Annotated in this window: 24 protein-coding genes; 19 read left to right on the top strand and 5 right to left on the bottom strand. The window is 70.3% G+C overall.

Translation table 11 applies throughout. The features are described from left to right. Positions 1 to 65: 65 nt before the first annotated feature. From prmC to ACLJN9_RS13770, 4 genes are all read left to right on the top strand, one after another. Positions 66 to 1,013, top strand: a complete 948-nt coding sequence (prmC, locus tag ACLJN9_RS13785; RefSeq protein ID WP_410811649.1) for a peptide chain release factor N(5)-glutamine methyltransferase — start codon at positions 66 to 68, stop codon at positions 1,011 to 1,013. Continuing rightward, a complete protein-coding gene (locus ACLJN9_RS13780) occupies positions 1,013 to 1,660 on the top strand; it encodes an L-threonylcarbamoyladenylate synthase (RefSeq protein WP_410811986.1) in 648 nt (215 codons plus the stop codon). The genes prmC and ACLJN9_RS13780 overlap by 1 nt, the downstream gene beginning before the upstream one ends. Further along, a complete protein-coding gene (locus ACLJN9_RS13775; RefSeq protein WP_410811647.1) occupies positions 1,661 to 2,272 on the top strand; it encodes a phosphotyrosine protein phosphatase in 612 nt (203 codons plus the stop codon). A gap of 106 nt (positions 2,273 to 2,378) precedes the next feature. Further along, positions 2,379 to 4,493, top strand: coding sequence for a transglycosylase domain-containing protein (locus ACLJN9_RS13770; protein ID WP_410811645.1), 2,115 nt, complete (start codon positions 2,379 to 2,381; stop codon positions 4,491 to 4,493). On the opposite strand, the gene ACLJN9_RS13765 is transcribed toward ACLJN9_RS13770, so the two are convergent. Continuing rightward, positions 4,490 to 5,953 carry an SDR family oxidoreductase gene (locus ACLJN9_RS13765; protein WP_410811644.1) on the bottom strand — a complete coding sequence of 488 codons (1,464 nt, stop codon included), beginning with the start codon at positions 5,951 to 5,953 and terminating at the stop codon, positions 4,490 to 4,492. The genes ACLJN9_RS13770 and ACLJN9_RS13765 overlap by 4 nt on opposite strands. 35 nt (positions 5,954 to 5,988) lie before the next feature. Between ACLJN9_RS13765 and glyA the strand changes: the two genes are divergently transcribed. From glyA to ACLJN9_RS13700, 13 genes are all read left to right on the top strand, one after another. Then, positions 5,989 to 7,278, top strand: coding sequence for a serine hydroxymethyltransferase (gene glyA / locus ACLJN9_RS13760; protein WP_410811643.1), 1,290 nt, complete (start codon positions 5,989 to 5,991; stop codon positions 7,276 to 7,278). Between the two features lie 7 nt (positions 7,279 to 7,285). Next, the gene (locus tag ACLJN9_RS13755) at positions 7,286 to 7,696 is read left to right on the top strand and encodes a hypothetical protein (RefSeq protein WP_410811985.1); all 411 of its coding nucleotides are present in this window, start codon (positions 7,286 to 7,288) and stop codon (positions 7,694 to 7,696) included. A gap of 189 nt (positions 7,697 to 7,885) precedes the next feature. Further along, complete coding sequence (locus ACLJN9_RS13750) at positions 7,886 to 8,122, top strand: AtpZ/AtpI family protein (protein WP_030488045.1); 237 nt, start codon at positions 7,886 to 7,888, stop codon at positions 8,120 to 8,122. 11 nt (positions 8,123 to 8,133) lie between these two features. Then, a complete protein-coding gene (gene atpB / locus ACLJN9_RS13745) occupies positions 8,134 to 8,931 on the top strand; it encodes a F0F1 ATP synthase subunit A (protein ID WP_410811641.1) in 798 nt (265 codons plus the stop codon). A gap of 62 nt (positions 8,932 to 8,993) precedes the next feature. Beyond that, the gene (locus ACLJN9_RS13740; RefSeq protein ID WP_410811640.1) at positions 8,994 to 9,242 is read left to right on the top strand and encodes a F0F1 ATP synthase subunit C; all 249 of its coding nucleotides are present in this window, start codon (positions 8,994 to 8,996) and stop codon (positions 9,240 to 9,242) included. A 29-nt stretch (positions 9,243 to 9,271) separates the two neighbouring features. Further along, positions 9,272 to 9,808 (top strand): F0F1 ATP synthase subunit B, encoded by a 537-nt coding sequence (locus ACLJN9_RS13735; protein ID WP_410811639.1) that lies wholly within the window; start codon positions 9,272 to 9,274, stop codon positions 9,806 to 9,808. Next, positions 9,808 to 10,629, top strand: coding sequence for a F0F1 ATP synthase subunit delta (locus ACLJN9_RS13730; RefSeq protein WP_410811637.1), 822 nt, complete (start codon positions 9,808 to 9,810; stop codon positions 10,627 to 10,629). The genes ACLJN9_RS13735 and ACLJN9_RS13730 overlap by 1 nt, the downstream gene beginning before the upstream one ends. A gap of 167 nt (positions 10,630 to 10,796) precedes the next feature. After that, complete coding sequence (gene atpA / locus ACLJN9_RS13725) at positions 10,797 to 12,449, top strand: F0F1 ATP synthase subunit alpha (protein ID WP_410811635.1); 1,653 nt, start codon at positions 10,797 to 10,799, stop codon at positions 12,447 to 12,449. Positions 12,450 to 12,453: 4 nt separating this feature from the next. Further along, positions 12,454 to 13,383, top strand: a complete 930-nt coding sequence (locus tag ACLJN9_RS13720; protein ID WP_410811634.1) for a F0F1 ATP synthase subunit gamma — start codon at positions 12,454 to 12,456, stop codon at positions 13,381 to 13,383. Next, positions 13,383 to 14,819 carry a F0F1 ATP synthase subunit beta gene (gene atpD, locus ACLJN9_RS13715; RefSeq protein ID WP_410811632.1) on the top strand — a complete coding sequence of 479 codons (1,437 nt, stop codon included), beginning with the start codon at positions 13,383 to 13,385 and terminating at the stop codon, positions 14,817 to 14,819. Before ACLJN9_RS13720 ends, atpD begins: the two co-directional genes overlap by 1 nt. Before the next feature lie 221 nt (positions 14,820 to 15,040). After that, positions 15,041 to 16,183, top strand: coding sequence for an LCP family protein (locus tag ACLJN9_RS13710; protein ID WP_410811984.1), 1,143 nt, complete (start codon positions 15,041 to 15,043; stop codon positions 16,181 to 16,183). Between the two features lie 89 nt (positions 16,184 to 16,272). Then, positions 16,273 to 16,554: a F0F1 ATP synthase subunit epsilon gene (locus ACLJN9_RS13705; RefSeq protein WP_410811630.1), complete on the top strand. Its 282-nt coding sequence runs from the start codon at positions 16,273 to 16,275 to the stop codon at positions 16,552 to 16,554. A 12-nt stretch (positions 16,555 to 16,566) separates the two neighbouring features. Next, the gene (locus ACLJN9_RS13700) at positions 16,567 to 17,022 is read left to right on the top strand and encodes a DUF2550 domain-containing protein (protein WP_410811628.1); all 456 of its coding nucleotides are present in this window, start codon (positions 16,567 to 16,569) and stop codon (positions 17,020 to 17,022) included. Positions 17,023 to 17,035: 13 nt separating this feature from the next. On the opposite strand, the gene ACLJN9_RS13695 is transcribed toward ACLJN9_RS13700, so the two are convergent. After that, positions 17,036 to 17,461: a VOC family protein gene (locus ACLJN9_RS13695; protein ID WP_410811627.1), complete on the bottom strand. Its 426-nt coding sequence runs from the start codon at positions 17,459 to 17,461 to the stop codon at positions 17,036 to 17,038. After that, a complete protein-coding gene (locus tag ACLJN9_RS13690; RefSeq protein WP_410811626.1) occupies positions 17,437 to 18,009 on the bottom strand; it encodes a cob(I)yrinic acid a,c-diamide adenosyltransferase in 573 nt (190 codons plus the stop codon). The genes ACLJN9_RS13695 and ACLJN9_RS13690 overlap by 25 nt, the downstream gene beginning before the upstream one ends. Between ACLJN9_RS13690 and murA the strand changes: the two genes are divergently transcribed. Both murA and ACLJN9_RS13680 read left to right on the top strand, forming a co-directional pair. Further along, positions 18,008 to 19,450, top strand: coding sequence for a UDP-N-acetylglucosamine 1-carboxyvinyltransferase (murA, locus tag ACLJN9_RS13685; protein ID WP_410811624.1), 1,443 nt, complete (start codon positions 18,008 to 18,010; stop codon positions 19,448 to 19,450). The genes ACLJN9_RS13690 and murA overlap by 2 nt on opposite strands. Positions 19,451 to 19,527: 77 nt before the next feature. Further along, positions 19,528 to 20,376, top strand: a complete 849-nt coding sequence (locus ACLJN9_RS13680; RefSeq protein ID WP_410811623.1) for a 3-hydroxyacyl-CoA dehydrogenase family protein — start codon at positions 19,528 to 19,530, stop codon at positions 20,374 to 20,376. A 58-nt stretch (positions 20,377 to 20,434) separates the two neighbouring features. Here ACLJN9_RS13680 and ACLJN9_RS13675 read toward each other — a convergent pair whose 3' ends face one another. Beyond that, positions 20,435 to 21,280, bottom strand: a complete 846-nt coding sequence (locus ACLJN9_RS13675) for an ABC transporter permease (protein WP_410811621.1) — start codon at positions 21,278 to 21,280, stop codon at positions 20,435 to 20,437. Then, the gene (locus ACLJN9_RS13670) at positions 21,277 to 22,128 is read right to left on the bottom strand and encodes an ABC transporter ATP-binding protein (RefSeq protein WP_410811620.1); all 852 of its coding nucleotides are present in this window, start codon (positions 22,126 to 22,128) and stop codon (positions 21,277 to 21,279) included. The genes ACLJN9_RS13675 and ACLJN9_RS13670 overlap by 4 nt, the downstream gene beginning before the upstream one ends. Positions 22,129 to 22,225: the final 97 nt, after the last annotated feature.

The raw sequence follows: 22,225 nt of genomic DNA, 5'->3' as shown, positions 1-22,225 counted from the left end.
TCCAGTCGTGTGCGTGGCGACGCACCTGTTTCGTGACGTCGTCCGCGACGCTCCATGATTATGACGTGACGACTCTGCCGCAACACCCCCCCGAAGGGACAGGGCGGCTCCGTCCGTCCGCCGCAGTGGCCCGGGCGGCCCGGGTACTCGCCGCCGCCGGGGTGGGTTCGGCCCGCGTGGAGGCCGAGCTGCTGGCGGCGTACGTGCTGGGTGTGCCCCGGGGTCGGCTGGCGCTCGCCGACGACCTGACAGCCGACCAGGAGGCTCGGTTGGGCGAGCTGGTGCGCCGTCGCGCCGCCCGGGAGCCGTTGCAGCATCTGACCGGTCTTGCCGGCTTCCGGCACCTGGAGCTGGCGGTCGGTCCGGGCGTCTTCGTACCCCGTCCGGAGACCGAGCTGCTGGCCGGTTGGGGCGTCGAGCAGGCCCGGAACCGGCCGGACCCGCTCGTGGTGGACCTGTGCAGCGGCTCCGGCGCCATCGCGCTGGCGGTGGCCCAGGAGCTGCCGGGAGCGCGGGTGATCGCGGTGGAGCGGTCTGCGGCGGCGTTGGGCTGGCTACGCCGCAACGCGGCGGAGCGGGCCGCGGCGGGGGACCGCCCGATCGAGGTGGTCGAGGCCGACGTCACCGCGCCGGACCTGCTGGCCGACCTGGTCGGCCGGGTGGACGTGCTGCTCTGCAACCCGCCGTACGTACCGGTCGACGTGGTCGTGCCGCCGGAGGTGGCCGGGCACGATCCGGCGGAGGCGGTCTTCGGCGGCGCGGACGGGCTGGCGGTGATCCGGCCGGTGATCGACCGAGCGGCGGCGCTGTTGCGCCCCGGCGGTGGATTCGGGGTGGAGCACGACGACACGCACGGCGCGGCGGTGCCCGCGCTGCTCGCGGCGCACGGTTGGTTCGCCGGCGTGCGGGAGCATCTGGACCTCACCGGCCGGCCCCGATATGCGACCGCATCCCGACGGGCGGACGGCCAGGACACGACGCCGGGGTCGGCGTGGCAGACTGACTCCTCGTGATGCTCTACGACTGCCGATCGGCCGCCGATCGGGACCGCGGCATCGCCGCGGCCATCGAGGCGGTCAAGAACGGCGAACTGGTCGTCCTGCCGACCGACACCGTCTACGGCATCGGCGCGGACGCGTTCACCCCCTACGCGGTCAAGGCGCTGCTGGACGCCAAGGGCCGGGGTCGGCAGATGCCGCCGCCGGTCCTGATCGGCTCGCGGCACACCCTGGACGGGTTGGTCTTCTCGCTGCCCTCGGCCGCACGGGACCTGGTGGAGGCGTTCTGGCCGGGTGCGCTGACGATCGTGGTCGAGCACTCGCCGAGCCTGCAGTGGGACCTCGGCGACAAGACCGGCACGGTGGCGGTGCGGATGCCGCTGCACCCGGTGGCGCTGGAGGTGCTGCGGGAGACCGGGCCGATGGCGGTCTCGTCGGCCAACAAGACGGGCCAGCCCGCCGCGGTGACCGCCGAGGAGGCGCGTGACCAGCTCAGCTACTCGGTGCGTGCCTATCTGGAGGCCGGGCCCTGCCCGGACCCGGTGCCCAGCACGATCGTGGACCTGACCGGCGAGGTGCCCCAGCTGCTGCGGGCCGGTGCGATCCCGCTGGAGAAGCTGCGTGACGTGGTGCCGGATCTCGTCGACGGCCAGGGGGCCTGAGTGCCCCCGTTCACCGTTCTGCACGTCTGCATGGGCAACATCTGCCGCTCGCCGATGGCGGAGCGGCTGCTGGCCCTGACGGTGCGGGAGCGGTTGGTCCGGCGCGCGCTGGACCCGGCGCGGGCCGAGGAGCTGCTGCACAGTCACAGCGCCGGCACCGGCGGCTGGCACGCCGGCGAGGAGATGAACCCGCCGGCGGCGCGACAGGTGATCGGCCGGGGTGGGGACGTCGAGGGGTTCGCGGCGCGCAAGCTGCGCTCGGACCACATCGACGCCGCCGACCTGGTCCTGACCGCCACCGCCGACCAGCAGGAGTACGTGGTGGCGCTGCGTCCGGACGCGGCGGCCCGCACCTTCGTCCTGGGTGAGTTCGGCCGCCTGCTGGCAGCGGTGGACGCTGCCGCGTTGCCGCCGGCCGAGGCGACCCCGGAGGGGGTGTACGCCCGGGGCACGGCCCTGGTGGCGGCGGCTTCCAGCGCCCGGCTGGGAGCCTCGTCGCTGCCCATTGACGATCTGGACGACCCGTGGGGCCGTGGCGACCAGTGCTTCAGCCGGGTTGCCGACGAGATCGAGGAGACGGTTCACCCGTTGGCGGCCGCGCTGCTGCCCTGAGCCCCGTGCGAGTTTCGTCCGGGTTTGGGGAAAAGCCGGGGCGAAAGGGTCGCTCCGGGTCATTCTGGACGGGTCCTAGCGTGACCGGCTCCTGCGGGGAGAGCTGATGATCCGGGCCCGACTCGACAAACTGTTGACCGTGGTGATCGCCGGTGTGCTGGCCGGGCTGGTGCTGGCGGCGGCCGCCCTGCCCGCGGCGCTGGTCTTCGGAATCGGCTTCAGCGCCCTCTCCACGCCCTACTCGGAGTTGCCGAACACGCTGCGCACGCCGCCCACCGCCCAGCGTTCCAACCTGTTCGCCAACGACGGGACCACCCTGATCACCTCCTTCTACCAGGAGGACCGGGTGGACGTGCCGCTGCACGAGGTGGCCCCGGTGATGCGCCAGGCCATCGTGGCGGCCGAGGACGTCCGGTTCTACCAGCACAGCGGGGTGGACCTGCGCGGCGTGGTGCGTGCCTTCACCGTGAACAAGCGTGACGGCCGGACCCGGCAGGGCGCCTCCACGCTGACCATGCAGTACGTCCGTAACGTGCTCAGCAGCGACCCTCGGCTGACCGAGCGACAGCGGGACGCGGCCACCGAGATCACCACCGCCCGCAAGGTCCAGGAGATGCGGTACGCGCTGGCGTTGGAGCGGGAGCTGAGCAAGGAGGAGATCCTCACCCGCTACCTCAACATCGCCTACTTCGGCGCCGGGGCGTACGGCATCGCGGCGGCCAGCAAGCGCTACTTCTCGCGATCCCCGGCGGAGCTGACCCTCACCCAGGCCGCGATGCTGGCGGGCCTGGTCCGGTCGCCGGACAGCGACGATCCGATCAACGGCGACGCCGACAGCGCGTTGCAGCGGCGGGGGTACGTGCTGGACCAACTGGTGGAGTCGAGCCAGGTGTCGACGGACGCGGCGGCGGCGGCCAGGGCCCAGCCGCTGGACCTGAAACCCAGCGAGACCCCGAACGACTGCACGGCGGTGCCCGACGGGCTCAACGACTGGGGCTTCTTCTGCGACTGGTTCACCCAGTGGTGGAGCAGCCAGTCGGCGTTCGGATCCAGCGCCGACGAGCGGCAGCGCACCCTGCGCCGGGGTGGGTTCTCCATCGTCTCCTCGTTGGACCCGGGGGTGCAGCGGGCCACCACCGAGCAGGTGCTGCGGGTCTACCCGCCGACCGATGCGCGGGCCGTGCCGACCGCGGTGGTGCAACCGGGATCGGGTCGGGTGCTGGCGATGTCGGTGAACCGCACCTACAGCGTGGCGGGCAACCCGGCCGGGCAGAAGAACCACCCGAACACGGTGAACCAGCTGGTCGCCGGCGGCGGCTCGATCGAGGGATACCAGGCAGGGTCGACGTTCAAGCTCTTCACCATGCTGGCCGCGCTGGAGGCCGGCCTGCCGCTGTCGACCGACTTCGTCGCGCCGAGCCGGCTGGTCACCCGCTTCCCGGTGACCGGGGACGGGAGCTGTGACGGCCGCTGGTGCCCGGCGAACGCCAACCCGTCGTCGATGGACGGCCCGCGCACCATGTGGACGGCGTTCGGGCGCTCGGTCAACACCTACTTCGCCTGGCTCACCGAGCGGGTGGGCGCCGACCGGGTGGTGGAGATGGCCGAGCGGCTCGGGATCGTGCTGCGCGCCGACTCCGACGCCCGGCTGGCCCGCTACGGAGCGAAGAACTGGGGGCCGTTCACCCTGGGCGTGGCCGCCACCACCCCACTCGATTTGGCCACGGCGTACGCCACGGTGGCGGCCGAGGGGACATGGTGTGCGCCGCTGCCGGTGGTCTCGATCACCGACTCGGCGGGCCGGCCGGTCGACGCCGCCAAGCCGAACTGCCGGCAGGCGCTCGACACCGACGTGGCCCGGGCCGCGACCGACGCGGCTCGCTGCCCGGTCGGCGACCAGTCGATGTACGCGCGGTGCGACGGCGGCACCGCGTCCGACCTGCGGGCCAAGCTCGGCCGGCCGGTGGCCGGCAAGACCGGCAGCTCGGAGCGGTACGAGACGGAGACGGTGGTGGCGTTCACCCCGCAGCTCGCGGTCGCCTCGATCGCGGCCAACCCGGACGACCCACGCGACGCCGTCGGTCAGGAGGTGCAGGCCCGGATGGTCGACGCCGTCAGCGCGGTGCTCACCGCCGGCCTGCGCGGCCAGCCGGTGCGGGACTTCGTTCCGCCGAGCGAGAAGACCGCCTTCCAGGTCACCGGCGCCCGCACGGGCAACTAGGTGAGGTGTTCGGCGCCGCGGGCGATGTTGCGGGCCATGCCCCCGAAGATCACGGCGTGGAACGGGGCCACCGACTTCCAGTAGGCGTGCCCGGGCAGCCCGCGCGGCAGGAAGACGGCGCGCTGCTGGTAGCGGCTGCCACCGTCGTCGGCCGGCAGCGCCCGCATCTCCAGCCAGGCCCGGCCGGGCAGCCGCATCTCGGCGCGCAGCCGCAGCAGCTCACCCGGGATGATCTCCTCGACCCGCCAGAAGTCCAGGGCCTCGCCGACCTGCAGGCGGTGCGGGTCGCGCCGGCCGCGGCGCAACCCGACCCCGCCGACCAGCCGGTCCAGCCAGCCCCGGATCGACCAGGCGAGTGGGAACGAGTACCAGCCGTGCTCGCCGCCGACGCCCTCGATGACCCGCCAGAGCGCGGCCGAAGGGGCGTTCACCGCATGTTCCCGGACGTCGGTGTAGGCGGTGCCGCCGGACCAGACCGGGTCGGTCGGCAGCGGTTCGGCGGGCGCGTCCGGGCCGCTCGCGGTCGACCAGCGGGTCTCCACCTGGGCGTCACGCACCTTGGCCAGCGCCAGCGCCACGGCCTCGTCGAAGCCGGTCAGCCCGCCCGGCGGGTCGGGCACGTACCGGGCGATGTCGTGTTCGTGCGCGACCGCCTCGTGGATCAGGCTCTCCACCAGCGGGCGGGCGATGGCGTTCGGTACCGGGGTGATCAGGCCGACCCAGTGCGAGGAGAGCGACGGGGTGAGCGGGCGGACCGGCACGATGATCCGCCGACGCAGCCCGGCCACCCGGGCGTAGCGCTGCATCATCTCGCGGAAGGTGAGCACGTCCGGCCCGCCGATGTCGAAGCCCCGGTTGACCTCCGTCGGCAGCGCGGTGCAGCCGGCGAGGCAGCGCAGCACGTCGCGGACCGCGATCGGCTGGATCCGGTTGCGTACCCAGCGCGGCGTCACCATGGCGGGCAGTCGCTCGGTCAGGTAGCGCAGCATCTCGAACGACGCCGATCCGGAGCCGATGATCACTGCGGCCCGGAGCACCGCCGTGGGCACTCCGCTGGCCAGCAGGATCCGGCCCACCTCGGCCCGGGACCGCAGGTGCGGGGACGGCACCTCCGCGTCGGCCGCCGGTTGCGGGCCACCCAGGTAGACGATCCGGCGTACGCCGGCCGCCCTGGCCGCCGCCGCGAAGTTCGTCGCGGCAGCCCGGTCGGCGGCCTCGAAGTCGGCCCGACCCAGCGAGTGCACCAGGAAGTAGGCGACGTCCACGTCGGCGAACGCGGCGGGCAACGTCTCCGGCCGGCTCAGGTCGCCCTCGACGATCTCGGCCGCCGACGCCCAGGGCACGTCACGCAGCCGGACCGCCTTCCGGGCGAGGCAACGGACGGCGTGTCCGTCGGCGAGCAGCAGCGGCGCCAGCCGTCCGCCGATGTACCCGGTGGCTCCCGTGACGAGGCATCTCACGGGTCCCAGTGTGCGGCCACCTAGACTCGTTCGCTGTGAACACCGAGACGAGCACCTTCTGGGGGCCGGATTTCGCCCAGCTCAGGGCCACCGACCCGGAGATCGCCGGGGTGGTCCTCGGCGAGCTGGACCGGCTGCGAGGCGGCCTGCAGCTGATCGCCAGCGAGAACCTGACCTCGCCGGCGGTGCTGGCCGCGCTGGGTTCGACGCTGACGAACAAGTACGCCGAGGGCTACCCGGGTCGGCGCTACTACGGCGGCTGCGCCGAGGTGGACCGGGCCGAGGAGATCGGCATCGCCCGGGCGAAGGAGCTCTTCGGCGCCGAGCACGCCAACCTCCAGCCGCACTCCGGGGCGAGCGCCAACCTGGCCGCCTATGCCGCGCTCGTGCAGCCGGGGGACACCGTGCTGGCGATGGACCTGCCACACGGGGGGCACCTGACGCACGGCAGTCGGGTCAACTTCTCCGGCAGGTGGTTCGACACGGTCGGCTACACCGTGCGGCGGGACACCGAGCTGATCGACTACGACGAGGTACGGGACCTGGCCCGGGCACACCGGCCCAAGATGATCATTTGCGGCGCCACCGCGTACCCGCGGTTGATCGACTTTGCCCGGTTCCGGGAGATCGCCGACGAGGTCGGCGCGTACCTGATGGTGGACGCCGCCCACTTCGTCGGCCTGGTCGCCGGCCGGGCGATCCCGTCCCCGGTGCCGCACGCCGACGTCGTCTGCGCCACGACCCACAAGGTGCTGCGCGGCCCACGCGGCGGCATGATCCTCTGCCGGGAGTCGCTGGCCGAGCGGATCGACAAGGCGGTCTTCCCGTTCACCCAGGGCGGGCCGTTGATGCACGCGGTCGCGGCGAAGGCGGTCGCGCTGCGGGAGGCCGCCCAACCCGAGTACCAGACGTACGCCAGCCAGGTGGTCCGAAACGCCCAGGCGCTCGCCGCCGGGCTGGCCGCGGAGGGGATGCGCCCGGTGTCCGGCGGCACCGACACCCACCTCGCCCTGATCGACCTGCGAGAGGTGGGAGTGACCGGCGCCGAGGCCGAGAGGCGCTGCGATGCCGCGACGGTCACCCTCAACAAGAACGCCATCCCGTACGACCCGCAGAAGCCGGTGGTCGTCTCCGGTATCCGGGTGGGCACGCCCAGCGTCACCACGCAGGGCATGCGGGAGGGGGAGCTGCGGCAGGTGGCCGGTCTGATCGCCCGCGCGGTGCGCGCCGATCCGGGTTCCCCGGGTGGCGCCGACGAGCTGACCCGGGTCCGTGCCGAGGTGGCCGAGCTGGCCGCCGCGTTTCCGGCGTACCCCCGTGGCTGAGCCGCGGATGGTCGAGGCCGACGCCGACCGGCGTTGGCGGCTGCGGCACCTGCCGGTGCTGTTGACCGTGTCGGTCGCGCTGGCCGCGGTCGCCGCGGTGGTCGGCGGGGCGACCGGCGGTACGACGGCGGCGTTCGGCGCGGCGGCCGGCGTCGGGGTCACGGTGTTCAGCTACACCCTCACCACCGTGGTGCTGGCCTGGGCCGACCGGATCAACCCGCAGCTGGTGCTGCCGCTCGGGCTGGGCCTGTACGCGCTGAAGTTCACCCTGCTGGGCGTGGTGATGGTGGCGGTGGCGTCGACCGGCTGGCCCGGCCTGATCCCACTCTGCCTGGGCATCGTCGCCGGGGTGGTGGTGTGGACCGCGGTGCACATCTGGTGGCTCAGCACTGTGCACGCCCGTCGGTCGCGCGGCTGACCTGGGGATCGGCCGGTCGTCCCATCCATCGGACGCGCGACAAGCTGTCGGCCACCGGTCATTCTCTCACGGCCGGAAGGGGAGTAGCGTGCCCACAGACGACGCGGCCCCCGAGATGCCCACACAACGACGGTTGTGCGGGGGGTGAGGCACAGCCTCGTCTTCCCGGCTGATATCGTTCGCCCCGTCATGGCTGGTGACCAAACCCCCCGTCCCGCCGGCGAACCGGACGACATTCCGTCCGGCGCCGGTCAGGGTTGGACCGCGCTCAGCTACCTCATCGGAGGCATGCTCGTGTGGGGTTTCATCGGCTGGCTGGTTGACCAGTGGCTCGACACCGGCGGCGTCGCCACCGGGATCGGCGTCGTGCTCGGCATGGCCGGGGGAATCATCCTGGTCGTCCGCCGGCTCGGCACGCCTACTTAGGAAGGGACGCGGTGTTCGGACAGGCGAACGTTCTGGCAGCGGGCCAGGCGATATTTCCACCCAGTGTGGAGGACTTCTACCTGCCCAGCATCCTGCCCTGGGGTGCGCACGACTCCTACTGGTTCACCAAGATCACGGCGATGATCTGGATCGCGGTCGGCGTCCTGATCATCTTCTTCCTGGCGACCTACCGGAACCCGCAGCTGGTGCCGACCAAGAAGCAGTGGTTCGCCGAGTCGATCTACGGCTTCGTGCGCAACAACATCGCGGTCGACATGATCGGGCACGCGGGTGTGCGCTTCGCGCCCTACTTCACGACGCTGTTCTGCTTCGTCCTGCTGACGAACGCGTTCGCGATCATTCCGTTCTTCCAGATCTCGCCGAACTCGCACATCGCCTTCCCGGCGATCCTCGCGGTGATCAGCTACGTGCTGTTCAACTACATCGGCATCAAGAAGCACGGCTTCGTGAAGTACTTCAAGAACTCTCTGGTTCCGCCGGCGCCCTGGTTCATCCTGCCGCTGCTGATCCCGATCGAGCTTTTCTCGACCTTCCTCGTCCGGCCGTTCTCGCTGGCCGTCCGTCTCTTCGCGAACATGTTCGCGGGGCACATGCTCCTGCTGGTCTTCACGCTCGGCGGCTTCGCGATGCTGAGCGCCAACGCCTGGCTGGCGCCGGTCTCGGTGCTCTCCTGGGTGATGACCATCGCGCTCACCTTCCTCGAGTTCCTGGTGATCGTCCTGCAGGCCTACGTCTTCACCGTGCTGAGCGCGAGCTACATCCAGGGCGCGCTTGCCGAAGAGCACTGATCCACGCACCAACCGTTGTCGTCCCGCGTGAGAGTCACGCGTGATAACCAGGAGGAACCCTAATGGATTACGTCGCCGCCGCAGAGGGTGTCGTTGGCAGCACCGCCGCCATCGGCTACGGCCTCGCGGCCATCGGTCCGGGTATCGGCGTCGGCCTGGTCTTCGCCGCCTACATCCAGTCGACCGCCCGCCAGCCGGAGTCGTCGCGGATGACCCTGCCGTACGTCTGGATCGGCTTCGCCGTCATCGAGGCGCTCGCGCTGCTGGGCATCGCGTTCGGCTTCATCTGGCAGGGTGAGCTCGGCGCCTAGGTCCGACCCTTTCGACCGGGAGGTCAGCCATGTACTTCCTCGCCGCTGAGGGTGGTGAGTCCCACAACCCGATCATCCCGCTCTGGCAGGAAATCGTGGTGGGGTCCGTCGCCTTCGCCGTGCTCTGCTTCGTGCTGATGAAGTTCGTCTTCCCCCGCATGGAGCAGACGTTCCAGGCTCGGGTCGACGCGATCGAGGGCGGCATCAAGCGCGCCGAGGCCGCCCAGGCCGAGGCGAACCAGCTGCTCGAGCAGTACCGTGCCCAGCTCGCCGAGGCCCGCACCGACGCCGCCAAGATCCGCGACGACGCCCGGGCCGACGCCGAGGGCATCCGGCAGGACATCCTCGCCAAGGCGCGGGAGGAATCCGACCGGGTCATCCAGGCCGGCAAGGACGCACTCGCCGCCGAACGGGCCACCATCGTGCGTGAGCTGCGCACCGAGGTCGGCACGATCGCGGTCGACCTGGCCAGCAAGATCGTCGGTGAGTCGCTGGCCGACGAGGCACGTCGCAAGGGCACCGTCGACCGGTTCCTGAGCGGCCTCGAGAGCGCGGGGGCCCGCTGATGCAGGCCGCCAGCCGGGAGTCGTACAAGGCTGCGGCGGAGCACCTCGAGACGTACGTCCGCGGAGCGGAGCCGTTGGCGGTGGCCAACGCCGCCGCCGGCCTCCTCTCCGTCGCCACCCTGCTGCGGCGCGAGCCGCGGCTGCGCCGGGCGCTGTCCGAGCCGGCCCGGTCCGGCGCGGACCGTGCCGGCCTGCTCGGCGAGATGCTGCGCGGCAAGATCGACGCGGAGGCGCTGGACCTGCTCTCGACGCTGGTCGCCGGCCGGTGGTCGGCACCGTCGGAGCTGCTCGACGGCGCCGAGCGTCTCGGCGTGGAGGCGCTGCTCGCCAGCGCCGACTCCGCCGGCGGACTCGGCGAGGTCGAGGACGAGTTGTTCCGCTTCGGTCAGGTGGTCGCCGGTCAGTCGACGCTGGGCAACACGCTGGGCGACCCGGCGGCTCCGATTGAGCGGCGGGCCGCCCTGGTGCGCGAACTGCTCGCCGACAAGGCCCACCCGATCACCGTCCGCCTCGTCGAGGCGGCGCTGGGTGGGCTCGGTGGACGCTCCTTCAGCGGGGCGCTCACCCGGCTGGTGGAACTCGCCGCCGAGCGACGCGACCGGCAGGTGGCCTACGTGACCGTCGCAGCCCCGTTGAGTGACGAGGATGAGCAGCGGCTGGGAGCGAGCCTCAGCGCGATATACGGTCGGGAGGTCTCCGTCAAGCAGGCGGTGGACCCCGACGTCCTGGGTGGCGTGAGCGTGCGGGTCGGCTCCGACCTGTACGACGGCACCATCCTGCGTCGCCTCAACGAGACCCGCAACGCGCTCGCGAAGCGCTGAGCGGCTCCGCCGCCTAACAATGCGGTGGCTCCGCCGCCTAACAATGCGGTGGCTCCGCCACCTCAGTGTTGGGGCGGCGCCGCCGCCACAGCGCCCGGATTGACAGACGCCATTCGGACCGGTCGGTACTAGGTATCCCGGGCCCCTGAATTTTAAGGAAGCAGAGGATGGCCGAGCTGACCATCTCGACGGAGGAGATCCGCGGCGCCCTGGAGCGCTACGTCTCCTCCTACTCGTCCGACGTCTCCCGCGAGGAGGTCGGCACCGTCGCCGACACCGGCGACGGCATCGCCCACGTCGAGGGCCTGCCCTCGACCAAGACCAACGAGCTCCTGGAGTTCGAGGACGGCACGCTCGGCGTGGCGTTGAACCTCGACGTCCGGGAGATCGGTGTCGTCGTTCTCGGTGACTCCGCCAAGCTGGCGGAGGGGCAGCGCGTCAAGCGCACCGACCGGGTGCTCTCCGTGCCGGTCGGCGACGCGTTCCTCGGCCGCGTGGTCGATGCTCTCGGCCAGCCGATCGACGGGCTCGGTGACATCGCCAACGAGGGCTTCCGCGAGCTGGAGCTGCAGGCGCCGAACGTGATGGCCCGCCAGTCGGTGTTCGAGCCGCTGCAGACCGGCATCAAGGCCATCGACGCCATGACCCCGATCGGTCGGGGCCAGCGGCAGCTGATCATCGGTGACCGCAAGACCGGCAAGACGACGGTCGCCCTGGATGCCATCCTCAACCAGCGGGACAACTGGCGCTCCGGCGACCCCAAGAAGCAGGTTCGCTGCATCTACGTCGCCATCGGCCAGAAGGGCTCGACGATCGCCTCGATCAAGGGCCAGCTGGAAGAGGCCGGCGCGATGGAGTACACCACCATCGTGGCCTCCCCGGCGTCCGACCCGGCCGGCTTCAAGTACATCGCCCCGTACACCGGCTCGTCCATCGGGCAGCACTGGATGTACGGCGGCAAGCACGTCCTGATCGTCTTCGACGACCTGAGCAAGCAGGCCGAGGCGTACCGGGCCGTGTCGCTGCTGCTGCGTCGCCCGCCGGGCCGTGAGGCGTACCCGGGTGACGTCTTCTACCTGCACTCCCGCCTGCTGGAGCGCTGCGCGAAGCTCTCCGACGAGCTGGGTGGCGGCTCGATGACCGGTCTGCCGATCATCGAGACGAAGGCCAACGACATCTCGGCCTTCATCCCGACCAACGTCATCTCGATCACCGACGGTCAGATCTTCCTGGAGACCGACCTGTTCAACCAGGGCGTCCGTCCGGCGATCAACGTCGGCACCTCGGTCTCCCGGGTCGGCGGCGCCGCGCAGGTGAAGCCGATGAAGAAGGTCTCGGGTTCGCTGCGACTCAACCTGGCCCAGTACCGCGAGCTGGAGGCGTTCGCCGCCTTCGCCTCCGACCTGGACCGGGCCTCGCAGAACCAGCTGAACCGTGGTTCGCGCCTGGTGGAGCTGCTCAAGCAGCCGAACTACTCGCCCTACCCGGTGCAGGAGCAGGTCGTCTCCGTCTGGTCCGGCGTCGAGGGCAAGCTCGACGACATCCCGGTCGGCGAGGTGCGGCGCTTCGAGTCGGAGTTCCTCCAGTACCTGCGGCACAAGCACGAGGGTGTCCTCGCGTCGATCGCCGACAACCAGTGGAACGACGACATCACCAACTCCCTGGACACGGCGATCGCCGAGTTCAAGCAGGTCTTCCTCGGTAAGGAGGACGAGCGTCGGGTCAACGACGCGCCGGCCGCCCCGCTGGAGGGCGACGAGAACCGCGAGACGGTGACCCGCTTCCGCGACGGCACGACCGACCGCCCGGCCGAGAGCTGATCTGATGGCGGCCCAGGTACGCGTTCTTCGTCAACGAATCCGCTCGGCGAAGTCGATGAAGAAGATCACCAAGGCGATGGAGCTCGTGGCGACGAGCCGGATCGCCAAGGCCCAGGCCCGGGTGCAGGCGTCCCTGCCGTACGCCCAGGCCATCACCGGTGTGCTCACGGCGCTGGCGTCCAACGCACGGATCGACCACCCGCTGCTCACCCCGCGCGAGCGGGTGCGGCGGGCGGGCGTCCTGCTGGTCACCAGCGACCGTGGCCTGGCCGGCGGCTACAGCTCCAACGCGATCAGGATGGCGGAATCGCTGATCGCGCGGCTCAAGGCGGACGGCAAGGAGCCGGTGCTCTACGTCATCGGGCGTAAGGGTGTCGGGTTCTACCGGTTCCGCAACCGGCCGATCGAGGCGAACTGGACCGGGTTCAGCGAGCAGCCGTCGTTCGAGGACGCCCGCACCGTCGGTGAGACGCTGATCAAGGCGTTCACGGCCGGTGCGGACGACGCCGACGGCACGGCCGGAGCGGACGGAGTGCTCGGCGTGGACGAGTTGCACATCGTCTACACCGAGTTCCACTCGCTGATGACCCAGTCCCCGGTCACCAAGGTCATCGGGCCGATGCAGGTGGAGGACCGGCCGCGCTCCGAGGGGTTGCTGCCGGCGTACGAGTTCGAGCCGGAGGCGGAGGCGCTGCTCGACGCACTCCTGCCGCGCTACATCAACACGCGGATCTACGCGGCGTTGATCGAGTCGGCGGCGAGCGAGTCGGCGGCGCGGCGGCGGGCCATGAAGTCCGCCACCGACAATGCCGAGGACATGATCGAGAAGTACACGCGTGAGATGAACTCGGCCCGGCAGGCCGGTATCACCCAGGAGATCAGCGAGATCGTCGGCGGCGCCAACGCGCTGGCCGCGTCGGGAAGTGAAGTGTGATGACTGCACCAGTGGAGACCAAGACGGCCACGGGTCGCGTGGTCCGGGTCATCGGCCCGGTCGTCGACGCCGAGTTCCCGCGCGACGCCATGCCGGCCCTGTTCAACGCCCTGCACGTCAAGGTGAACCTGTCCGGCGGTGAGAAGACGCTGACCCTGGAGGTTGCCCAGCACCTGGGTGACAACCTGGTCCGCGCCATCTCGATGCAGCCGACCGACGGCCTGGTCCGCGGCGCGGAGGTGCGTGACCTCGGTGAGCCGATCACGGTGCCGGTGGGCGACGCGGTCAAGGGCCACGTCTTCAACGCGATCGGCGAGGTGCTCAACCTCAAGGAGGGCGAGACGTTCGAGGCCGACGACCGGTGGGGCATCCACCGTAAGGCCCCGGCCTTCGCGGACCTGGAGCCGAAGACCGAGATGCTGGAGACCGGCATCAAGGTCATCGACCTGCTGGCCCCGTACGTCAAGGGCGGCAAGATCGGCCTGTTCGGCGGCGCGGGTGTGGGCAAGACGGTGCTCATCCAGGAGATGATCACCCGAGTGGCCCGCAACTTCGGTGGTACCTCGGTCTTCGCCGGGGTGGGTGAGCGCACCCGTGAGGGCAACGACCTCATCGCCGAGATGACCGAGTCCGGCGTCATCGACAAGACCGCGCTGGTCTACGGCCAGATGGACGAGCCGCCGGGCACCCGGCTGCGGGTGGCGCTCTCCGCGCTGACGATGGCGGAATACTTCCGGGACGTGAAGAAGCAGGAGGTGCTGCTCTTCATCGACAACATCTTCCGCTTCACCCAGGCCGGTTCGGAGGTCTCCACCCTGCTCGGCCGGATGCCGAGCGCGGTGGGCTACCAGCCGACCCTTGCCGACGAGATGGGCGAGCTCCAGGAGCGGATCACCTCCGTCCGGGGCCAGGCCATCACCTCGATGCAGGCGATCTACGTGCCGGCGGACGACTACACCGACCCCGCCCCGGCCACCACGTTCGCCCACCTGGACGCGACCACCAACCTGGAGCGGTCGATCTCCGACAAGGGCATCTACCCGGCCGTGGACCCGCTGGCGTCCTCGTCCCGGATCCTCGCCCCGGAGTTCGTCGGCCCCGAGCACTTCCAGGTCGCCACCGAGGTCAAGCGGATCCTGCAGCGCTACAAGGACCTGCAGGACATCATCGCCATTCTCGGCATCGAGGAGCTCTCCGAGGAAGACAAGATCACCGTGGCCCGTGCCCGGCGAATCGAGCGCTTCCTCTCGCAGAACACCTACGCGGCAGAGCAGTTCACCGGCGTGCCGGGCTCGACGGTCCCGATCAAGGAGACCATCGAGGCGTTCCGCAAGATCAGCGAGGGCGAGTACGACCACTTCCCCGAGCAGGCGTTCTTCATGTGCGGCGGTCTCGAGGACCTCGAGGCCAAGGCAAAGGACCTGATGAAGGACTGACGTCCCGATCGGTCCCATGAACAAAAGACTGCCCCGGCAATGCCGGGGCAGTCTTTTGTTCACCTTCAGGTCCTACCATCGCCGCAGTCCGTTTCTTGCGTTCGTCGGTTGCGCACCATGCGAGATACGGTCGTCCAGCCCGTTCACCTGAACGAGCGTTGATCTTTGCAACCTTTCGGCTACGTGCGCCCGTCCCCTACTCGTGGGCGTAACGAACGGAGATTCTCGTGGGTAAGGCCGGCAAGAGTGGCCGAAAGTCGTCCATCTGGCGGGGCGTGCCGCGCTGGGCCAGGATCTGCACGGTGTTCGGCACCGTGCTGACCGTGCTCAGCGGGGCGGTGCTGGTCGGCACCGAGGCGCTCATGGCCCGCTACGAGGGGGCCGTCGGCAAGGCTGACCTGTTCGGCGACCAGGCGGCGGGCGCCCAGGCGAAGAAGAGCGACATCAAGGGCCCGCTCAACATCCTGCTGGTCGGCATCGACCCACGTACGCCGACGTCGTCGCCCCTGGCCGACTCGATCATGGTGCTGCACGTGCCGGCCACGATGGACCGGGCGTACCTCTTCTCGGTGCCCCGCGACCTCTACGTCGACATCCCGGCCTTCAAGAAGGCCAGCTTCCCGGGTGAGACCACGAAGATCAACGCCGCCATGTCGTTCGGCAGTCGGGTGCCGGGGGCGAACCCCGACGCGGCGCGGGGCTTCGAGTTGCTGGCCGCCACGGTGCAGAATGTGACCGGCATCAAGCGGTTCGACGCCGGTGCGATCATCAACTTCACCGGCTTCCAGAAGATCGTGGACGCCATGGGCGGCGTCGACCTGTACGTCGAGCGGGATGTGAAGTCCGAGCACAGGCAGCCGGACGGTAAGCCGCGGCCGGGCAACACCCGCGGTGAGGGCTACGTCGGCCCGCAGGCGGTCTACAAGAAGGGCAACCACCACCTCAGCGGGTGGCAGGCACTGGACTACGTCCGGCAGCGCTACCCGAAGAACGGTGTTCCGGACGCCGACTACGGCCGGCAGCGCCACCAGCAGCAGTTCGTCAAGGCAATGGTCGGTCAGGCGTTCGGCGCGGACGTGGTGGCCAACCCGCTGAAGCTGGACAAGGTGCTCCGCGCGGCCGGCCAGTCGCTGATCTTCAATGGTCGGGGCAACAGTGTGGTCGACTTCGGGCTCGCCCTGAAGGACATCCGTCCGAACACGATCGAGATGATCAAGCTGCCCGGTGGCCCGGTCTACCAGGGCAAGACCTACAAGGGCGAGCAGTTCCAGGCGGGCGTCCCGGATTTCTTCGCAGCCCTGCACAATGAACAACTGGACCCATTCCTGCTGGAGCACCCGGAATTCCAGAACAAGACCAAGTAGGCGTGGCGCAGCTCGGCACACCCGCCTTGGGGCCGCGTCAGCCATCGGACTAGACTTTCGGCAATTCGCCGCCGCAGCAAGGAGACAGCGTGGCAAAGCAGCTTCACGTCGAGCTCGTCGCCGTCGAGGAGAAGGTCTGGTCCGGTGACGCCGAAATGGTCGTCGCCCGGACGACCGAGGGTGAGCTCGGTGTCCTGCCGGGGCACGCGCCGCTGCTCGGCCAGCTCGCCGAGCCCGGCCAGGTGCGCATCAAGCTCGCCGGTGGCGAGCAGGTCTCCTACGAGGTGGCCGGCGGCTTCCTCTCGGTGAGCGCCGACGGCGTCATCGTGCTGGCCGAGAGCGCGACCCCGGTCTCCGCGCAGGGTCGCTGAGCCGTACCGGGGATGCAGATCGTCGAGGGAATCGGGATCGGCGTCGCCGTCATCCTCGGTGCGCTCCTCATTCTCTTCGCCCGGCGGGCCGTGGTCACCCGCAGCGGTGGCATCATCCGACTCAGCGTCCGGGTCACCACCATGCTCGACGGCCGTGGCTGGTCGCCGGGCTTCGGCCGGTTCGCCGGTGACGAACTGCGCTGGTACCGGATGTTCAGTTTCGCGTTGCGACCCAAGCGGGTGCTCTCCCGCAAGAAGTTGGTGGTGGAACGCCGCCGGCTTCCCGAGGGCCAGGAACGCCTCTCCATGCCCGCCGACTGGGTGATCCTCCGCTGTACCAGTCAACACGCACCGGTGGAGATCGCCATGGCGCGGTCGACAGTGACCGGTTTCCTCTCCTGGCTCGAGGCCGCCCCTCCGGGGGCGGTCTCGCCGCGTCTGGCGTCCCAGGACTGGCCGGCGGCCTGATTCTTCTCGCCCGTTACCGGTCTGGGACGGTGGCGATCAGTTCCGCTTCGTACCCCTGGTGGTCGGTGAGGTAGGCGGCGTAGGTGTCCGGGCCGCCGGCGTGTGGGTGACGCTCGGGGAAGAGCAGGGTCCCGCCGTGTGCCGGCGCGGCCGCGACCAGCCGGTCCACGACGGCCGGCGGGCCGGCGTGGAACGCCAGGTGGTTGAGGCCCGGGGCGAGCCGGTCGTGGACCGGTCCGGAGAGCGCGGGTGACTGCTCGAGCACCAGGTACGTGGGGCCGAGGCGCCAGGAGCGGCCGGCCGGCCAGTCCTGGAACAGTGTCCAGCCCAGCTCGCCGAGGAGCCAGCCCCAACTACGCGTGGCCGCGTCGAGATCGGGAACCCAGACCTCGACGTGGTGCAGAGCGCCGACGTTCAGCGCTTGCCGCCCGGCACCCATAGCACATCTCCCGCCGGATTTGCCGTTCTTGACAGGATAAAGAGCAGATCGGAGAGCCGGTTGAGATACTTTGCCGGGAGCGTGCTGGTCCGTTCCGGATCGTGGCTGACCAGCGCCCACGCTGCCCGTTCGGCACGCCGGGCGATGGTCCGTGCCACGTGCAGCAGCGCCGCGCCCGCGGTGCCGCCGGGAAGGATGAAGGAGTCGAGCTTGCTCAGGCGTGCGTTGTACTCGTCGCACCAGCCCTCGAGGCGCTCGACATACTCCTCGGTCACCCGCAGCGGCGGGTACTTCGGCTCCGGCTCCACCGGCGTGGACAGGTCGGCGCCCACGTCGAAGAGGTCGTTCTGCACGGAGCCCAGCACGGCCCGCAGGTCCTCGGCGAGCTGGCCCAGAGCGAGGGCGACGCCGATTGCCGCGTTGCACTCGTCGACATCGGCGTACGCGGCGATCCGGGGATCGGTCTTCGGCACCTGCTCGTTGTTACTCAGCCTGGTCATGCCGGCGTCGCCGGCCTTGGTGTAGATGCGCGTGAGGTGGACGGCCATGACGCACAGCCTACGGATACCGGACCTGACGATCCCGGCGCGGCCGGACCCCACCGCCGGCTGGCCCGCAGTCGTGGGTCCCGGCGACGCCGGCGATCCGGCGGTCAACGACGTTGATGTCATCCGGGTACGCGGTGATGCCCGGCTCGCCGGCACCGTGCACGTGGTCGGCGCGAAGAACTCGGCGTTGAAGCTGATGGCCGCCGCGCTCCTCGCGCCGGGCCGCAGCGTGATCACCAACGTCCCGCGGATCACCGACATCGCGATCATGGGGGAGGTGCTGCGCCGGCTGGGCTGCGAGGTCCGGTTCGACGCGGACGACCCGGTCGACCCGATGGTCGCCCGGGGTGGCGTGGCCCGGTCCCGCTCGGTGACCATCGACGTGCCCGACGAGCCGGGCGCGGACGCGGACTACGACCTGGTCCGCCGGCTCCGCGCGTCGATCTGCGTGCTCGGCCCTCTCCTGGCCCGTCGGGGATTCGTGCGGGTGGCCCATCCGGGCGGCGACGCGATCGGCTCGCGTGGGCTGGACATGCACATCTCCGGGCTGACCCGGATGGGCGCGGACATCTCCGGTGAGCACGGGTTCGTCATCGCCGCCGCGCCGCGCGGGCTGCACGGCGCCGACATCGTGCTGGACTTCCCCAGCGTGGGCGCCACCGAGAACCTGGTGATGGCCGCAGTGCTGGCCGAGGGCACCACGATGATCGACAACGCGGCACGGGAGCCGGAGATCGTCGACATCTGCACCATGCTCAACCAGATGGGGGCGCGGATCTCCGGTGCGGGCACGTCCACCCTGCTGATCACCGGGGTGCCGGGGCTGCGCCCGGTACGGCACGCCACGGTGGGGGACCGGATCGTCGCCGGCACCTGGGCGTTCGGTGCGGCCATGACGCGCGGCGACGTGACGGTGACCGGCCTGGATCCGGCCTACCTGGAGGTCGCGTTGGACAAGGTGATGGCGGCCGGCGGACTGGTGGAGACGCGGGGGAACGGCTTCCGGGTACGCATGGAGGACCGGCCCCGGGCGGTGGACGTGGTCACCCTCCCGTACCCCGGCTTCGCCACCGACCTGCTGCCGATGGCGATCGGGTTGGCAGCGGTCAGCGACGGCGCTTCGTTGATCACCGAGAACATCTTCGACGGCCGGTTCATGTTCGCCAACGAGATGATGCGTCTCGGCGCGGACATCAAGACCGACGGGCACCACGCGGTGGTTCGCGGCCGGGACCGGCTCTCCGGCGCACCCGTACGGGCCACCGACATCCGCGCCGGAGCAGGGTTGATCATCGCCGGGCTCTGCGCGGACGGAATCACCGAGGTCTCCCACGTGCACCACGTCGATCGGGGTTACCCGGACTTCGTGGCCGACCTGCGTGCGCTCGGCGTGGCCGTCGAGCGGGGCACCACCCCGGAGGAGCCGGCGCTGGAGATCTGACGCCACCGGGCTTAGTCGTCGTTCAGGCTCGCCGACTAGGGTGCAGACAGCACTCAATCGCAGCGAGGGAGAAGTAGATGGCGGGTCGACTCGCGGTCGTCGGGGCCGGACTGATGGGCTCCGGCATCGCCCAGGTGGCGGCGCAGGCGGGCTGGCAGGTGACGCTGCGCGACCTGGACGCCGCGGCCACCACCCGAGGGCTCGGCGGCATCCGGAAGTCACTCGAGAAGTTCGCCGAGAAGGGCAAGATCGAGGCGTCCGAGGTCGAGGCGACGCTCGCCCGGATCACGCCGACCACCGACCTGGAGGCGGCGGCCGACGCGGACATCGTGGTCGAGGCGGTCTTCGAGCGGCTGGAGATCAAGCACGAGGTGTTCCGCGCCTTGGACAAGATCTGCAAGGCCGACGCGGTGCTGGCCACCAACACCTCGGCCATCCCGGTCACCCAGATCGCCGCGGTCACCGAGCGGCCGGAGTCGGTCGTCGGCACCCACTTCTTCTCCCCGGTGCCGATGATGCAGCTCTGCGAGCTGGTTCGCGGTTACAAGACCAGCGACGCCACCCTGGCCACCGCGCGGGCCTTCGCCGAGGAGATCGGCAAGACGGTCGTAGTGGTCAACCGGGACATCGCCGGTTTCGTCACCACCCGGCTGATCTCCGCGCTGGTGGTGGAGGCGGTCAAGCTGGTCGAGTCCGGTGTGGTGTCCGCCGAGGACCTGGACACGGCCTGCCGGCTGGGCTTCGGGCACGCCATGGGCCCACTGGCAACCACCGACCTGACCGGCGTGGACGTGCTGTTGCACGCCTCGAAGAACATCTACACCGACACCGCCGACGAGAAGTTCTTCCCGCCGGAGCTGCTCCAGCGGATGGTCACCGCCGGCGACCTGGGCCGCAAGACCGGCAAAGGCTTCTACACGTACTAACCCCCACACCCCACCCCTCCCCGCCCCAGATCGACGAGGCGGCGGGGGCGGGCGGGGGTCAGCCGTCGCGTTTGGTGGTCCAGCGGAAGGTGGTCAGGCAGAGCACAAGGCCGATCACGCACCACAGGGCCAGCACCAGTGCCACGCGACCCAGCTCGAACGAGCCGCCCGGCTCCTGGGCGCCGAAGCTGGACGGCAGGAAGACCGCACGCAGCCCCTGGCACATCCACTTGAGCGGGAACAGCGCCGCGACCTGCTGCATCCAGGTGGGCAGGTCGGTGAAGACGAAGAACACCCCGGAGATGAACTGGAGCACCAGGGCGACCGGAGTGACCACCGCCGAGCCGCTGCGGGCGGTACGGGCCAGTGACGAGATGGCGATACCGCACAGGGTGCAGGCTGTCACGCCGAGCACGGCGACCCAGCCGAAGGTGAACCACTTTCCGGCCGTACCCGGCAGGTCGAGGTCGAACAGCGCCACCGCCACGGCCAGCAGCAGCGCGGTCTCGGCGATGCCGATCGCCACCACCATGATCACCTTGCCGGCGAACCACACCCACTTCGGCATCGGCGTGCCCCGGTAGCGCTTGAGCACGCCCCGGTCCCGCTCGATCGGGATCCAGATGCCGAGGTTCTGGAAGCTCACCGTCATCAGACCGGTCGCGATCATGCCGGTGATGAAGTACTGGGTGAACTTGACCCCGCCGCCGATCGTGCCGTCGAAGATCGACGCGAAGATCAGGATCATGATGATGGGGAAGCCCATCGTGAAGACCACGGACTCCCGGCTGCGCAGGAACTGGGTGATCTCCAGCCGGCCCTGCCGGAGGGCGAGCGCGCCGGGGTTCGCACGCCGGCCCCGAGTCGTCGCGACCGGGGCCGCCGCCTTCGTCGTGGTGGTCATCGCGTCTGTCCGATCATGGTGAGGTAGACGTCCTCCAGAGTCGGCCGGGTCACGGTGAGCCCGGGGACCTCGCCGCCGTGACGCGCGGCGAGGTCGGCCACCAGGGCCGTCGGCGTCGCGCTCTGCGCGGTCTCCACCAACCCCTCGGGGGTACGCCAGGAAACCGTGGCGAGGGCCTCCTGCCGGTTGCCCAGCCGGTTCGGGGCGGCCACCTCGACCAGCCGGCCGGCCGCGATCACACCGACCCGGTCGGCCAGCGCCTCCGCCTCGTCCAGATAGTGGGTGGTCAGCACGATGGTGGTGCCGGCCGCGGCGAGGTCGCGGATCAGTTCCCAGAACTCGCGGCGGGCCTCCGGGTCGAAGCCCGTGGTCGGCTCGTCGAGAAAGAGCAGCTCGGGGCGGCCGATGATGCCGAGCGCCACGTCGAGCCGGCGCTTCTGCCCACCGGAGAGGGTGTGCGTGCGGGCCTTCGCCTTGCCGGCCAGCCCGACCCGCTCGATCACCTTGTCCGGATCGTCGGCATCGGGATAGAACCCGGAGAAGTGCCGGATCACCTCGGCGACGGTCAGCTCGTCGAACTCGCCGGTGCCCTGGAGCACGATGCCCACCCGGGACCGCCAGCCCGGGTCCGGGTGAGCGGGGTCCGCGCCGAGCACGGAGACCTCGCCGGCATCCCGGCGCCGGTAGCCCTCCAGAATCTCCACCGTGGTGGTCTTGCCAGCACCGTTCGGGCCGAGCAGGGCGAACACCTCGCCACGTCGAACGTCGAGATCCACGCCCGCCACCGCGACGTTGTCGCCGTACGCCTTGCGCAGACCCCGGACGGAGATGGCCAGCTCGTCATCCATGGCGTCCAGTGTGCGTCCTGGCCAGGGCGGTCCGCAGCCCGGGGTGTGGCGGTCGGCGCCACCGCGCGCGCTTTCCACCCGGACGTCCGCGACATGG

The sequence above is a fragment of the Micromonospora sp. 067-2 genome, from assembly GCF_046549295.1.
Classification (GTDB): Bacteria; Actinomycetota; Actinomycetes; order Mycobacteriales; family Micromonosporaceae; genus Micromonospora.
This window is presented reverse-complemented; position numbering and strand designations above follow the sequence as displayed.

Bases quoted from the DNA above. Each gene is read 5' to 3' on its own strand.
- ACLJN9_RS13780 (WP_410811986.1), top strand. From the start codon at position 1,013: ATGCTCTACGACTGCCGATCGGCCGCCGATCGGGACCGCGGCATCGCC.
- ACLJN9_RS13770 (WP_410811645.1), top strand. From the start codon at position 2,379: ATGATCCGGGCCCGACTCGACAAACTGTTGACCGTGGTGATCGCCGGT.
- ACLJN9_RS13755 (WP_410811985.1), top strand. From the start codon at position 7,286: ATGGTCGAGGCCGACGCCGACCGGCGTTGGCGGCTGCGGCACCTGCCG.
- ACLJN9_RS13750 (WP_030488045.1), top strand. From the start codon at position 7,886: ATGGCTGGTGACCAAACCCCCCGTCCCGCCGGCGAACCGGACGACATT.
- ACLJN9_RS13740 (WP_410811640.1), top strand. From the start codon at position 8,994: ATGGATTACGTCGCCGCCGCAGAGGGTGTCGTTGGCAGCACCGCCGCC.
- ACLJN9_RS13735 (WP_410811639.1), top strand. From the start codon at position 9,272: ATGTACTTCCTCGCCGCTGAGGGTGGTGAGTCCCACAACCCGATCATC.
- ACLJN9_RS13730 (WP_410811637.1), top strand. From the start codon at position 9,808: ATGCAGGCCGCCAGCCGGGAGTCGTACAAGGCTGCGGCGGAGCACCTC.
- atpA (WP_410811635.1), top strand. From the start codon at position 10,797: ATGGCCGAGCTGACCATCTCGACGGAGGAGATCCGCGGCGCCCTGGAG.
- ACLJN9_RS13720 (WP_410811634.1), top strand. From the start codon at position 12,454: ATGGCGGCCCAGGTACGCGTTCTTCGTCAACGAATCCGCTCGGCGAAG.
- atpD (WP_410811632.1), top strand. From the start codon at position 13,383: ATGACTGCACCAGTGGAGACCAAGACGGCCACGGGTCGCGTGGTCCGG.
- ACLJN9_RS13700 (WP_410811628.1), top strand. From the start codon at position 16,567: ATGCAGATCGTCGAGGGAATCGGGATCGGCGTCGCCGTCATCCTCGGT.
- ACLJN9_RS13695 (WP_410811627.1), bottom strand. From the start codon at position 17,461: ATGGGTGCCGGGCGGCAAGCGCTGAACGTCGGCGCTCTGCACCACGTC.
- murA (WP_410811624.1), top strand. From the start codon at position 18,008: ATGACGCACAGCCTACGGATACCGGACCTGACGATCCCGGCGCGGCCG.
- ACLJN9_RS13690 (WP_410811626.1), bottom strand. From the start codon at position 18,009: ATGGCCGTCCACCTCACGCGCATCTACACCAAGGCCGGCGACGCCGGC.
- ACLJN9_RS13680 (WP_410811623.1), top strand. From the start codon at position 19,528: ATGGCGGGTCGACTCGCGGTCGTCGGGGCCGGACTGATGGGCTCCGGC.
- ACLJN9_RS13675 (WP_410811621.1), bottom strand. From the start codon at position 21,280: ATGACCACCACGACGAAGGCGGCGGCCCCGGTCGCGACGACTCGGGGC.
- ACLJN9_RS13670 (WP_410811620.1), bottom strand. From the start codon at position 22,128: ATGGATGACGAGCTGGCCATCTCCGTCCGGGGTCTGCGCAAGGCGTAC.